The 13,472-nt window shown below is 61.2% G+C and carries 15 protein-coding genes; 9 read left to right on the top strand and 6 right to left on the bottom strand.

The features are described from left to right. Positions 1-12: 12 nt before the first annotated feature. From tusD to BM403_RS03185, 6 genes are all read left to right on the top strand, one after another. A complete protein-coding gene (tusD, locus tag BM403_RS03210; RefSeq protein WP_012724926.1) occupies positions 13-405 on the top strand; it encodes a sulfurtransferase complex subunit TusD in 393 nt (130 codons plus the stop codon). 1 nt (position 406) lies between these two features. Further along, positions 407-757 (top strand): sulfurtransferase complex subunit TusC, encoded by a 351-nt coding sequence (tusC, locus tag BM403_RS03205; protein WP_012724927.1) that lies wholly within the window; start codon positions 407-409, stop codon positions 755-757. After that, a complete protein-coding gene (tusB, locus tag BM403_RS03200; protein ID WP_046035519.1) occupies positions 757-1,035 on the top strand; it encodes a sulfurtransferase complex subunit TusB in 279 nt (92 codons plus the stop codon). The genes tusC and tusB overlap by 1 nt, the downstream gene beginning before the upstream one ends. Next, positions 1,032-1,367 (top strand): TusE/DsrC/DsvC family sulfur relay protein, encoded by a 336-nt coding sequence (locus BM403_RS03195; protein ID WP_012724929.1) that lies wholly within the window; start codon positions 1,032-1,034, stop codon positions 1,365-1,367. The genes tusB and BM403_RS03195 overlap by 4 nt, the downstream gene beginning before the upstream one ends. Then, positions 1,364-2,365, top strand: a complete 1,002-nt coding sequence (locus tag BM403_RS03190; protein ID WP_046035521.1) for a glycosyl transferase family protein — start codon at positions 1,364-1,366, stop codon at positions 2,363-2,365. The genes BM403_RS03195 and BM403_RS03190 overlap by 4 nt, the downstream gene beginning before the upstream one ends. 88 nt (positions 2,366-2,453) lie before the next feature. Beyond that, the gene (locus BM403_RS03185; protein ID WP_093541548.1) at positions 2,454-3,449 is read left to right on the top strand and encodes a glutathione S-transferase family protein; all 996 of its coding nucleotides are present in this window, start codon (positions 2,454-2,456) and stop codon (positions 3,447-3,449) included. A gap of 169 nt (positions 3,450-3,618) precedes the next feature. On the opposite strand, the gene cysG is transcribed toward BM403_RS03185, so the two are convergent. The 6 genes from cysG to BM403_RS03155 are packed head-to-tail and all read right to left on the bottom strand — an operon-like array spanning position 3,619 to position 11,117. Further along, positions 3,619-5,013: a siroheme synthase CysG gene (gene cysG / locus BM403_RS03180; RefSeq protein ID WP_012724932.1), complete on the bottom strand. Its 1,395-nt coding sequence runs from the start codon at positions 5,011-5,013 to the stop codon at positions 3,619-3,621. Next, entirely contained in the window at positions 5,014-6,294 is a 1,281-nt protein-coding gene (gene serS / locus BM403_RS03175) for a serine--tRNA ligase (protein ID WP_093541546.1), read from the bottom strand. It abuts the gene before it with no gap. A gap of 16 nt (positions 6,295-6,310) precedes the next feature. Further along, positions 6,311-6,685, bottom strand: a complete 375-nt coding sequence (gene crcB / locus BM403_RS03170) for a fluoride efflux transporter CrcB (protein ID WP_012724934.1) — start codon at positions 6,683-6,685, stop codon at positions 6,311-6,313. Continuing rightward, positions 6,685-8,007, bottom strand: coding sequence for a replication-associated recombination protein A (locus BM403_RS03165; RefSeq protein ID WP_049712683.1), 1,323 nt, complete (start codon positions 8,005-8,007; stop codon positions 6,685-6,687). Before BM403_RS03165 ends, crcB begins: the two co-directional genes overlap by 1 nt. A 23-nt stretch (positions 8,008-8,030) precedes the next feature. Beyond that, positions 8,031-8,654 carry an outer membrane lipoprotein periplasmic chaperone LolA gene (gene lolA / locus BM403_RS03160; RefSeq protein ID WP_064055398.1) on the bottom strand — a complete coding sequence of 208 codons (624 nt, stop codon included), beginning with the start codon at positions 8,652-8,654 and terminating at the stop codon, positions 8,031-8,033. Positions 8,655-8,708: 54 nt separating this feature from the next. Next, complete coding sequence (locus BM403_RS03155) at positions 8,709-11,117, bottom strand: DNA translocase FtsK (protein ID WP_012724937.1); 2,409 nt, start codon at positions 11,115-11,117, stop codon at positions 8,709-8,711. Positions 11,118-11,613: 496 nt separating this feature from the next. Here BM403_RS03155 and aat point away from each other — a divergent pair, with 496 nt between their 5' ends. The 3 genes from aat (at position 11,614) to infA (ending at position 13,376) form a co-directional block, all read left to right on the top strand. Further along, complete coding sequence (aat, locus tag BM403_RS03150) at positions 11,614-12,294, top strand: leucyl/phenylalanyl-tRNA--protein transferase (protein WP_012724938.1); 681 nt, start codon at positions 11,614-11,616, stop codon at positions 12,292-12,294. 55 nt (positions 12,295-12,349) lie between these two features. Then, on the top strand, positions 12,350-13,057 hold the full coding sequence (locus BM403_RS03145) for an arginyltransferase (RefSeq protein ID WP_012724939.1): 708 nt from the start codon (positions 12,350-12,352) through the stop codon (positions 13,055-13,057). Between the two features lie 100 nt (positions 13,058-13,157). Continuing rightward, on the top strand, positions 13,158-13,376 hold the full coding sequence (infA, locus tag BM403_RS03140; protein ID WP_002553999.1) for a translation initiation factor IF-1: 219 nt from the start codon (positions 13,158-13,160) through the stop codon (positions 13,374-13,376). Positions 13,377-13,472 lie beyond the last annotated feature (96 nt).

The following is a 13,472-nucleotide window of genomic DNA, read 5'->3' as shown; positions in this document are numbered from 1 at the left end:
GCAGAGTGTTCCATGAAGTTTGCGATTGCACTGTTTTCCGCCGCCCACGCGCCCTCCTCGCGCCGCGCCCTGCTGTTCGCCCAGGCGGCGCTTGCCGGCGGGCATGAGATTGTGCGGCTGTTTTTCTATCAGGACGGCGTCTACAGCGCGTCCAATAACCTCGTTGTGCCCCAGGACGAACAAGACATTGCGCACCAATGGCGCGAGTTTGTCAGCGCGCACCAGCTTGATAGCGTGGTGTGCATCGCCGCCGCCTTGCGCCGTGGCGTGCTCAACCAGGAGGAGGCCACGCGCTATCAACGCAGCGCGGTCAACCTCGAGGCGCCTTGGGAGCTGTCGGGTTTGGGGCAATTGCACGACGCCACCCAGGCCGCCGACCGCCTGATCTGTTTTGGAGGGCCGTGACATGTCCAAATCCCTATTGGTGATCAGCCGCCAGGCGCCGTGGTCCGGGCCAAGCGCCCGCGAAGCGCTGGACATCGTTTTGGCCGGTGGCGCCTTCGATCTGCCGATTGGCCTGCTGTTCCTCGATGACGGTGTGTTCCAACTGGCGCCGCACCAGGACGCCAAGGCCGTGCAGCAAAAAGACCTCAGCGCCAACCTCCAGGCGCTGGGCCTGTTCGGCATCGATGAGGTGTTCGCCTGCCGCCACAGCTTGGCCGCGCGCGGCCTCACGATGCCCGTCAGCGCCGAGCCGCTGGACAGTGCCGCGATCGCCGCGCTGATTGACCGTTACGACCAAGTGATTACCCTCTGATGTCGACTCTCCATGTGGTTTCCCACTCCCCGTTTACCGATAGCCGCCTCGACAGCTGCCTGCGTATCTGCGGCGCCGAAGACGCCATCCTGCTCTGCGGCGATGGCGCCTACGGGCTCCACAGCCCCGCCCTGCACACCAAAGGCGTGAAAGTCTTTGTGCTGGCCGAGGACATGCAGGCACGCAACCTGCCGCTCCCGGATTGGGCCGATAGCGTGGATTACCCAGGCTTCGTGCAGTTGTCGCTCGACTACGACAAGGTCAACAGCTGGCTATGAACACCCTGACCGTTGGCGCACGCACCCTGGAACTGGATAAGGACGGCTACCTCGTTGACCTCAACGCATGGTCCGATGAGGTGGCCAACGCCCTGGCCGCCGCCGAAACCCTGGAATTGACCGCGGACCATTGGGAAATCCTCACGCTGCTGCGTCAGTTCTATGCCGAATTCCAGCTGTCCCCGGCCACGCGCCCGTTGATCAAGTACACCGCCTTGAAACTGGGCCCGGAAAAGGGCAACAGCCTGCACCTCAACAAACTGTTCAACGGCACTCCCGCCAAACTCGCCGCCAAGCTGGCGGGCCTGCCCAGGCCGACGAATTGCTTATGACCGACTTTGCCCCACTGACCCTTGAAACGCCTGCCGAGCACCCGTTTGCGCCATTCGTGCGCATCCTCGGCAAAGGCAAGCGCGGTGCGCGCAACCTCACCCGCGAAGAGGCCCGCGAGGCCATGGGCATGCTGCTCGACGAAAAAGTCGAGGACACCCAGCTCGGCGCCTTCCTGATGCTGTTGCGCCACAAGGAAGAAAGCCCAGAGGAACTTGCAGGCTTCACCGAAGCCGTGCGCGAGCGTCTGCACGCCCCGGCACTGAACGTGGATGTCGACTGGCCCACCTACGCCGGCAAGAAACGCCATTTGCCGTGGTACCTGCTGGCGGCCAAGTGCCTGGCGCAGAACGGCGTGCGCATCCTCATGCACGGGGGTGGCGCACACACGGCGGGCCGGCTGTACACCGAGCAATTGCTCGAAGGTTTGCAGATCCCGCTGTGCCGTAACTGGCAGCAGGTCGAGGCCGCCTATGCGCAAGGCAACCTGGCGTTTATTCCACTGGGTGATTGGGCGCCGCAATTGCAGCGCATGATCGACCTGCGCAACACCCTGGGCCTGCGCTCGCCAATCCACTCATTGGCGCGCCTGCTCAACCCGCTGCAGGCACGCCTGGGGCTGCAAAGCATTTTCCATCCGGGTTATCAGGGCGTGCACCGCGATGCCAGCGGCTTGCTGGGTGACAATGTGATTGTGGTGAAAGGGGATGGCGGCGAGGTCGAGATCAACCCTGACACCCTCAGCCATCTGTACGGCACCACCGCTGGCGAAAGCTGGGACGAAGAATGGCCCGCCCTCTCCGCCCAGCGCCACGTCAAGCCGGCCACGCTCGAACCCGAACACCTGAAGGCCGTGTGGCGCGGTGACGTTGAGGACAGCTACCCGCAATTGGCGCTGATCGCCACCATGGCCCTGGCCTTGCGCGGCCTGGGCCACCCAAGGGAGCAAGCCTTTGAATTGGCCCAGCAGTATTGGGCCGCACGGGACAAATCGATTTAATCGATTATTCACGCCCGGTATTTGCGCTTTTAGTTCGAACTCATCCCTTTAGACTGGGCTCCAATGCTTATTAGCCAAGGAGCCAGTCATGGGTTTGCTGATCGAAGGACACTGGAAAGACCAGTGGTACGAAAGTAGCGCAGATGGCGCTTTCCAACGCGAACAAGCGCAACGCCGCCACTGGGTGACCGCCGATGGCGCGCCCGGTCCGAGCGGCGAAGGCGGCTTCAAGGCCGAGGCCGGTCGCTACCACCTTTACGTGTCCCTGGCCTGCCCGTGGGCGCATCGCACCCTGATCCTGCGCAAGCTCAAGGGCCTGGAAAGCCTGATCGATGTGTCCGTGGTCAGTTGGTTGATGCTCGAAAACGGCTGGACCTTCGACAAGGCCCATGGCTCGACCGGCGACAAACTCGACGACTTTGCGTTTATGCACCAGCGCTACACCGCCGACACTGCGGACTACACCGGACGCGTCACCGTGCCGGTGCTGTGGGACAAAAAGCTGCAGCGCATCGTCAGCAATGAATCGGCGGAGATCATCCGCATGTTCAACAGTGCCTTTAATGAATTGACCGGCAACACTCTGGATTTCTACCCCGAGCCGCTGCGCACGACCATCGACACGTTGAACGAACGTATTTACCCAGCGGTGAACAACGGCGTGTATCGCGCAGGCTTTGCCACCTCACAGCAGGCGTATGAACGTGCGTTTGATGATGTGTTTGCGGAGCTGGATCACTTGGAACAGCACTTAGGCGACCAGCGTTACCTGGCAGGCGAATACCTGACTGAAGCGGATGTGCGGCTGTTCACCACGCTGATTCGCTTTGATGCGGTGTATTACAGCCACTTCAAATGCAACCTGCGCAGGATTGCGGATTATCCGAACCTGTCGAATTGGCTGAGGGAGATGTATCAGTGGCCGGGGGTGGCCGAGACGGTGGATTTCGAGCATATCAAAGGGCATTACTATGCCAGTCACCGCACGATCAACCCGACGGGAATTGTGCCGAAGGGGCCGTTGCAAGCGTTTGATACTGCGCATGATCGGTCACAACTGAACGGCAAAGGCATCTGCAGCTGATAAGTTACTGTGGTGAGCGGGCTTGCCCCGCGCTGGGCTGCGGAGCAGCCCCAGTAAAAACGCCGAGTTTTTTCAGAAAGAACTCGGCGTCTGGTTTTGGGGCCGCTCCGCAGCCCAGCGCGGGGCAAGCCCGCTCACCACAGAAAGCCTGCCAGCTACAATAGCGCTGTCAGACCTGGGATTGTGCGCCTTCGAACCACTTCAGCTTCTCGCGCAACACCACCACTTCACCGACGATCACCAGCGTCGGTGCATGCACTTCATGCTCCGCCACCATGCGCGGCAAATCCGCCAGGGTGCCGGTGAACACGCGCTGGTTGGACGTGGTGCCCTGCTGGATCAACGCCGCCGGTGTATCCGCCGCACGCCCGTGCTTGATCAACTGTTCGCAGATGATCGGCAAGCCGATCAAACCCATATAGAACACCAGGGTCTGCGAGGGTCCCACCAGGTCCTGCCAAGGCAGGTCCGACGTCCCATTCTTCAAATGCCCGGTGATAAAGCGTACGGACTGCGCATAATCACGATGGGTCAGCGGAATCCCGGCATATGCCGCGCAACCGCTGGCCGCCGTGATCCCCGGCACCACCTGGAACGGGATGCCATGGGCCGCCAGTTCTTCGATCTCTTCGCCACCACGACCAAAGATGAACGGATCGCCACCCTTGAGGCGCAGCACGCGCTTGCCTTGCTTGGCCAGGTCCACCAGTTGCTGGTTGATCTGGTCTTGCGGCACCGCGTGGTCGGCGCGACGCTTGCCGACATAGATGCGCTCGGCATCACGGCGACACAGTTCGAGGATCGCCGGCGCGACCAGGCGGTCATACAGCACCACGTCAGCTTGCTGCATCAGACGCAGGGCGCGGAAGGTCAGCAGGTCGGGATCACCCGGGCCGGCACCGACCAGATAGACCTCGCCCGGCGCATAAGGTGGCGCGCCATTGACCTTTTCGATCAGCAGGCGCTCAGCTTCATCGCCCTGCCCGGCCAACTGGCGGTCGGCAATCGGGCCTTGGAACACCTCTTCCCAGAACGCACGACGCTGCTGCACATCCGGGTACAACCCTTTGACTTGGGCACGAAAACGCGCCGCCAACCCGGCCAATTGGCCGTAAGTGGACGGAATCCAGGTTTCCAGCTTGGCGCGGATCAAGCGCGCCAGCACCGGCGCATCGCCGCCGCTGGACACGGCAATCACCAACGGTGAGCGGTCGACGATCGCCGGGAAGATCACACTGCACAAGGCTGGCGCATCCACCACATTGACCGGCACGCAACGACGCTTGGCATCGCTGGACACTTGCGCGTTCAGCGGCTCGTCGTCCGTTGCCGCGATGATCAGGGTGCAACCGTCGAGGTCGGCCTCCTGATAACCGCGCAACATCAGTTCCCCGCCACTGCCCTGCACCAGCTCACGCAACTGGTCTTCGATCTGGGGAGCAACCACTCGCAGCACCGCACCGGCATCCGCCAGCAGCCGGGATTTGCGCAAGGCAATCTCCCCGCCACCGACGACCAACACGCGACTGCCGCGAAGGTTATGAAACAGCGGCAGAAATTCCATTTAGCGGATGACCTCAACGCCCGCCATGTACGGCTTAAGCACTTCAGGTACGCGGATAGAACCGTCAGCCTGCTGGTAGTTTTCCAGCACGGCCACCAGGGTGCGGCCTACGGCCAGGCCCGAACCGTTGAGGGTGTGGACCAGCTCCGGCTTGCCGGTTTCCGGGTTGCGGAAACGCGCCTGCATACGACGGGCCTGGAAATCACCGCAGTTGGAGCACGACGAAATCTCGCGGTATTTGTCCTGGCTCGGCACCCACACTTCCAAGTCGTAGGTCTTCACGGCGCTGAAACCCATGTCGCCCGTGCACAGCGCCAGCACGCGGTACGGCAGCTCCAGCAGTTGCAGGACGCGTTCGGCGTTGGCGGTCAGGCCTTCGAGAGCCTCCATGGAGGTCGACGGCTCGACCACCTGCACCATCTCGACCTTGTCGAACTGGTGCTGGCGGATCATGCCGCGGGTGTCACGGCCCGACGCACCGGCTTCGCTGCGGAAGCACGGGCTGTGGGCCACGAACTTCAGCGGCAGTTGCTTGGCGTCGAGGATCTCGCCGGAGACGATATTGGTCAGCGACACTTCGGCGGTAGGGATCAGGTACAGGTCGGCTTCGCCGTCGCGGCTGATCTTGAACAGGTCTTCTTCGAATTTCGGCAGCTGGCTGGTGCCCATCAGCGCCGGTGCCTGCACCAGGTACGGGGTGTAGGCCTCTTCGTAACCGTGTTCGGCGGTGTGCAGGTTGATCATGAACTGCGCCAGGGCGCGGTGCATGCGCGCGATCGGGCCGCGCAGCAAGGCAAAGCGTGCGCCGGACATCTTGGCGGCGGTTTCGAAATTCAGGCCACCGGTCAGTTCGCCCAGGGCAACGTGGTCCTTGATCTCGAAATCAAAGGCTGTTGGCGTGCCCCAACGGCGCACTTCGACGTTGCCGTCTTCGTCTTCGCCAATCGGCACGGATTCGTGCGGGAGGTTAGGGATGCCGAGCAGGATCGAATCCAGCTCGGACTGAATTTTTTCCAGCTCGACCTTGCCGTCGGACAGCTCGGTGCCCATGCGCTCGACATCCGCCATCAACGGCGCAATGTCTTCGCCGCGCTGCTTGGCCTGACCGATGGACTTGGAACGCGCATTCCGCTCAGCCTGCAGTGCTTCGGTGCGGGTCTGGACGGTCTTGCGCTGTTCTTCCAGCGCTTCGATGCGCGCAACATCCAAGGCAAAGCCACGGGATGCCAGGCGGTCCGCTACGTCCTGAAGGTTGCTACGTAACAGTTTGGAATCGAGCATGTCGGTCTCTCGTTTATCAAAGTTTGGTCAAGGACAGGCCGGCCCAGGTGGCGAGCAGCCCGCCGAACACGCTGATGCCCAGGTACCCGAAGGCTATCAGGGCCTGCCCGCTTTCCAGCAGGCGCAGCGTATCCAGTGAAAAGGATGAAAAGGTCGTCAGACCGCCTACAAAGCCGACAATCAAGCCGGCACGAATTTCAATCGGCACTTCCGGGCGCAACAGGAACCAGCCGTACAAGAGCCCGATGATCAGGCAGCCCACCAGGTTGACCGCCAGGGTCGCCGCATAAAAATGCTTCGGCCAGTTGGCGCTGACCCAGGTGCCAGCGGCGAAACGCAATAATGTACCAGCGATGCCGGCTGCGGACACGGCAAGAATCGTCTTAAACACTACTTTCTCCGTTGTTTGGGGCTGAGCCGGTCGAGTTGCGCGAGGTGATTGAGCTTTTCACCGATTTTCAGCTCCAGGCCACGGGGCACCGGCTGGTAGAACGGCTGTGGCTCAAGGTCGTCGGGGAAGTAATCTTCACCGGCAGCATAGGCGTCCGGTTCATCATGGGCATAACGGTATTCATCACCGTAGCCCAGTTGTTTCATCAGCTTGGTTGGCGCGTTGCGCAGGTGCAGCGGCACTTCCAGGGAGCCGTGTTCGGCCGCGGCGCGCAGCGCGGACTTGAAGCCCATGTACACCGCGTTGCTTTTAGGTGCGCAGGCCAAATAGGTAATGGCCTGGGCCACTGCCAATTCGCCTTCCGGGCTGCCCAGGCGCTCCTGAACTTCCCACGCCGCCAGGCACAGGCTCAGCGCACGAGGGTCGGCGTTGCCGATGTCTTCGCTGGCCATGCGCACTACGCGGCGGGCAAGGTACAGCGGGTCGCAGCCACCGTCGATCATGCGCGCGAACCAGTACAGCGCGCCGTCCGGGTTGGAACCGCGTACGGATTTGTGCAGCGCCGATATCTGGTCGTAGAAGGCTTCGCCGCCCTTGTCGAAGCGCCGACGCGTATCGCCGAGCAGGCTTTGCAGGAGGTCGACGCCAATTTCATTGCCGTCTTCGGCGAGGTCCGAGGCGTTTTCCAGCAGGTTGAGAAAGCGGCGTCCGTCACCGTCTGCGGCGCTCATCAGAATCTTGAAGCCTTCATCGCTGAGACTCAGCTGGCGCTTGCCCAGCCCCTTGTCTTCGCTTAAGGCACGCTGCAACAGCTTTCGCATCGCCGCTTCGTCCAGGCTTTTCAGCACATAGACCCGCGCCCGCGAGAGCAAGGCGTTGTTCAACTCAAACGAAGGGTTTTCGGTGGTGGCGCCGATAAAAATCAGCGTGCCGTCTTCCACATAGGGCAGGAACGCATCCTGCTGCGACTTGTTGAAGCGATGCACTTCATCGACAAACAGGATGGTGCGCTTACCGTACTGGCCAGCCTGTTGCTTGGCCACTTCCACTGCCTGGCGGATCTCCTTGACCCCGGCGAGCACCGCCGAGACTGTTTCGAAGTGTGCATCCGAGACCTTCGCCAGCAGCCGTGCCAGGGTGGTCTTACCCACTCCCGGCGGCCCCCAGAAAATCATCGAATGCAGCGCGCCCTGCTCCAGGGCTTCGCGCAAAGGCTTGCCGCGAGCGAGCAGGTGTTCCTGACCGACGTACTCATCCAGGTTGGTCGAACGCAAGCGCGCCGCCAAAGGCTGGGCAATCGGGTCACTTCGAAACAGATCCATGGGCAGCGTTTGAAACCTCTAGATTATTCCTGGATCACGTCGGCACCCTTGGGGATGTCGAACTTGAACTTGGACGCGGGCACCGGCTGGTTGGCCTTGACCCCGGAGAACAGGATATCGGTGCGCTGGCCGACGCTGTCGACCAGGCGCATGTTATTGATCACGCCGTTGCCGAACGACAGGGACAGTGTGTCAAACAGCGTGTCCTTGGATTTCGGCTTGAGGGTGAACTCGATCACGTTGCTGGTTTGCTTGGAGGTGATGTCGAAACTGTCGTTGATCTTCGACACATCACCCGACAGCAACAGCGCCGGGGTCTGGTTCAAGCGCGGGTCGAGCTTCTTGATGGTCGCTTGCTCCAGGTCCGGGTCCCACAGGGTGACCTTCTGGCCGTCGGAAACGATGGTTTGCTCGGCCTTGCCTTCGGTGTGCCAGTAGAACAGGCCAGGGCGCTGCACGGCCATTTCGCCGGCAGTTTCCTGCAACTGGGTGCCACCGGCATCCAGGGTCATCTGGGAGAAGCGCGCGGTCAGGGTCTGGGATTTGTCCAGCAGGTTCTTCAGGCTGGCGACGGAGGCCGGGTCGGCGTGCGCCGAAACAGCAGTCAGGGCCAGTGCCGGCAACAACAGCATGCGGATAAGACGCATGGGAGTCCTCATTGAGTAGTCAGGGCGCGCCGCGTGTTGCCACGCGGCACGGGATCAGTCGCGCATCTGCCCGGGGGCAATGACTTCGCGCGAACCGTTGGTGTTCATTGCGGTGACGACGCCGGCGTTTTCCATGGCTTCGATCATGCGGGCGGCGCGGTTGTAGCCGATTTTCAGCTTGCGCTGTACCGCCGAGATCGAGGCGCGACGGCTTTCCAGCACAAAGGCCACGGCTTCGTCGTACAACGCGTCGGTCTCGGCATCATCGTCGCCACCACTGCTGCCGCCGTCGAAACCACTGCCGGCCTCTTCAACGCCCGCGAGGATGTCGTCGTTGTACTCCGGCGCACCGCGCAGTTTCCAGGCTTCCACCACACGGTGGACCTCATCGTCAGAAACGAAGGCGCCGTGAACCCGGATCGGCAGGCTGGTGCCCGGTGGCATGTAGAGCATGTCACCGTGGCCGAGCAGTTGTTCGGCGCCGCCCTGGTCGATGATGGTCCGTGAGTCGATCTTGCTCGACACCTGGAACGCCATGCGCGTCGGAATGTTGGCCTTGATCAGGCCGGTGATCACGTCCACCGACGGACGCTGGGTCGCAAGAATCAAGTGAATACCGGCGGCACGGGCCTTCTGGGCAATACGCGCGATCAGTTCCTCAACCTTCTTGCCGACGATCATCATCATGTCGGCGAATTCGTCGACCACCACCACGATGGTCGGCAGCTTGGTCAACAACGGCGCTTCGTCGTGAATGCTTTCGCGCTTGTACAGCGGATCGGTCAGCGGTGTGCCGGCATCCTGGGCTTCCTTGACCTTGGCGTTGAAGCCCGACAGGTTCCGTACGCCCATCTTCGCCATCAGCTTGTAGCGACGCTCCATCTCGGCCACGCTCCAGCGCAGGGCGTTGGCGGCGTCCTTCATGTCGGTCACCACCGGGCACAGCAGGTGCGGGATGCCTTCGTAGATCGACAATTCCAACATCTTCGGGTCGATCATGATCAGCTTGGCGTCGTCCGGGCCGGACTTGAACAGGATCGACAGGATCATCGCGTTCACACCCACCGACTTACCCGAGCCGGTGGTACCGGCCACCAGCAGGTGGGGCATTTTCGCCAGGTCGGTGATCACCGGCTTGCCGCCGATGTCGTGACCCAGGGCCAGGGTGACCGGCGATTTGAAGTTGTCGTACTCCGGCGTCGACAGCACCTCGGAGAAGCGCACGATCTGGCGGTCTTCGTTGGGAATCTCGATACCCACGGTGGTCTTGCCGGGGATGACTTCCACCACGCGCACGCTGGTCACGGCCAGGGAACGGGCCAAATCCTTCGCCAGGTTGGAGATACGGCTGACCTTCACCCCCGCGGCCGGCTGGATTTCATACCGGGTAATCACCGGGCCTGGGTGGATGGAGTCCACCGACACTTCAACGCCGAATTCCTTGAGCTTGATTTCCAGCAGATGGCCGACGGCCGCCAGGGATTCCGGCGAATAGTTGAGTTGTTTCTTTTCGGCCGGGTCAAGGATCGAGATCGGCGGCAAGGTGCCTTCGACGGCGCTGTCGACGAACAGCGGCGCCTGCTTCTCTTTCTGCACGCGGTGGCTCGGCTCGGCCGGTTTAGGCGGCGCGGGAGCGATCACCGGCGGCACCTGCTTCTCGCGGTCCGACATGTGCTTGCTCAGGGCCTGCTCGCGTTCGATCAGGCGTTCCTTGACCTTGGCCTGCTCACGCCGGTCCGGTGTGCTCGGGGCCACGACTTCGTTGACGCGGGTGTCCACTTCACGCAGCTGCGCCACCATGCGCTTGCGCTCGACGCGGGCCGCCCACCAGCGGTTGGCGGCGCCCTGGAACAGCTCCAGCAGGTCGAGGGTGATCTTGCCGGTCACGTCCATCACCTTGAACCACGACAGGTCGGTGAACACGGTGAGGCCGAACAGGAACAGCGCGATGAACATCAGGGTGCTGCCCTGGATATTCAGGGTCTTGCGCGCCAGGTCGCCGAGGCTTTCGCCCAGCGCCCCGCCCGCGCCCGCCGGCAGGCCGGTGGGTGCATGGAAATGAATGTGCGCCAATGCCGCCCCGGACAACACTAGGAACACCAGGCCGATCAGCCGCCAGGAGAACAGCCAGCCGCTCCACTGCCACGGTTCGTGACGCTGGCGGAAGATCTGCCAGGTCTTGATCGCCAGCAGCAATGGGAAGATATAGGCGAAGTAACCCAGCACCATGAACAGGATATCGGCGCTGTAGGAGCCGGCAGGCCCACCGAAGTTCTGCACGTCTTCGATCTTGCTGTTATGGCTCCAGCCCGGATCGTCCTTGCCGTACGTCAGCAAGGCCATCATCAGGAACAGGCACAGCGCGCCGATGGCGATCAACGCACCTTCCTTGAGGCGATAATGCAGGTGCTGGCGCCAAGCGGGCACGACTGCTGCTTTAGGTGTTGCGGCGGATTTCTTCAAAACGGGTCTTTTCCTGCGCCTTTAGCGCGTCCATCTGTTGAATGACTGCAAATACTGCCCAATCCGAGCAGCTGAAAAATGAACGAGCGTAGTTGAATCTACTTTTAACACCGGGCGATTGCTGGATGAAATGGCAGCAGCGCCACAATGGCCGCATTGTACGGGTTTGTGTGCCTGATGCCACGCCGCTTGGCGTTCTTCAAACAGCCTGGCCAATGACATCTCACAAGAGGCCCAATTTGAGCATGCATTGTCTTTGCTGACAAAGGCTTATGAGCTGTTTTTACTAATCCAGGCAAGCTTGGCAAAATGCCTGCATGGGCCAGACCCGATTACGACCACGCCTTATGCAGAGAGTTGCAGAAACACCCGCTCACGCTAATGCGCGTCAATGGCCGATTCGGACTGGCCCCAGAGCGCTGTGTCGACAATAATCAACCCTTGGGGCAGACACCATCGCTGCCCACTCCCCTCCCCTTCCGTAAGCCTGGATGCCATGCTGACCTGGTTACAACGCGACTCACTGACTTTCCCCCCGCTGGCCAAAGCCATGCGCGAACCCAATGGCCTGCTCGCGGCCGGTGGCGATTTATCGGCCGAGCGATTGATCCAAGCCTACCGCCACGGTTGTTTCCCGTGGTTTTCGCAGGGCCAGCCGATCCTCTGGTGGTCGCCCGATCCCCGCACGGTGATATTCCCCGACGAGCTGCATATATCGCGCAGCCTGGGCAAATTGTTGCGCCAGCAGCGCTACACCGTGACCTTCGACCAAGACTTCGCTGCCGTCATTCAAGCGTGCGCAGCACCGCGCGCCTATGCCGACGGCACCTGGATCACCCAGAGCATCCAGAACGCCTACTTGGCACTGCACCAGCGCGGCTATGCGCATTCGGTGGAGGTTTGGGACAACGGTGAACTGGTGGGCGGCCTGTATGGCCTGGCGATGGGCCAGCTGTTTTTCGGCGAATCCATGTTCAGCCGCGCCGACAACGCCTCAAAATTCGGCTTCGCCACCCTGACCCGCCAATTGCAGGCCTGGGGTTTTGTACTGATCGACTGCCAGATGCCCAATGACCACCTGCACAGCCTGGGTGCCCGCGCCATCTCCCGCAGCGACTTCGCAGGTTTCCTGCGCGACCATCTGGACCAACCCAACACTGGACCGTGGGTTTCTTAGGCGACTTGCGCGCTCCTGGCTTACACTTATTTGAAAGCTTATCCGAGGGTTGATCATGACCGAGTTGGCGCGTTTGAAGTTTTATGCCACTCAACCCCACTCTTGCAGCTATCTGCCCGACGAGCAGGCCACCACGCTGTTCCTCGACCCCAGCCAGCCTATGGACGTGCATGTGTATGCCGACCTGTCGGAGATGGGTTTTCGGCGCAGCGGCGATCATCTGTACCGGCCTCACTGCCAGAACTGCAATGCCTGTGTACCGGCACGCATCCCCGTGGCGCAGTTTCTGCCGGACCGCAACCAGAAACGCATCCTCAAGCGCAACGCCGACCTCACAGTGATGCCGGCCAAGCCTCGGTTTACCGAAGAATACTTCGACCTTTACCAGCGCTATATCGAGGAGCGACACGCCGATGGCGATATGTTCCCACCCAGCCGCGACCAGTTCTCTACCTTCCTGGTGCGCGACCTGCCCTTCTCGCGCTTCTACGAGTTTCGCGCAGACGGCCGACTCGTGGCCGTTGCCGTGACCGATTTGCTGCCTAACGGCCTGTCAGCGGTCTACACCTTCTACGAGCCGGCCGAAGAACGCCGCAGCCTGGGACGCTTTGCGATCCTCTGGCAAATCGGTGAGGCACTGCGCCAGGAACTGGAGGCGGTGTACCTCGGATACTGGATCAAGAACTGCAAAAAGATGAATTACAAGACCCAATATCGGCCTATTGAACTGCTGATTAATCAAAGATGGGTAACACTTAACTAGAACCCCTTGGCTTAAACACCCTTTTTCGGGCACAATGCACGCCGCTTTTGCCTGGCGCAGTTGCACCGGGCCATTCACTGGATACCGAGGGCTTTACTGCATGTCGAAAGAAGACAGCTTCGAAATGGAAGGCACTGTCGTCGACACCCTGCCCAACACCATGTTTCGTGTGGAGTTGGAAAATGGGCACGTCGTAACCGCGCATATCTCCGGCAAGATGCGCAAGAACTACATTCGTATTCTTACCGGTGACAAAGTGCGCGTCGAGCTGACGCCCTATGACTTGAGCAAAGGGCGCATCACTTACCGCGCTCGCTAAGCAAGTCAATACAAGACGCCCGGTTATGCCGGGCGTTTTTGTGTGCGTGCTATTTACCAAGCGCCAAAACCAAATGTGGGAGAGGGCTTGCTCCCG

The sequence above is a fragment of the Pseudomonas sp. OV546 genome (assembly GCF_900116845.1).
Classification (GTDB): Bacteria; Pseudomonadota; Gammaproteobacteria; order Pseudomonadales; family Pseudomonadaceae; genus Aquipseudomonas; species Aquipseudomonas petroselini.
The sequence above is the reverse complement of the archived record's forward strand: the minus strand, read 5'-3'. Positions and strand labels throughout refer to the sequence as shown.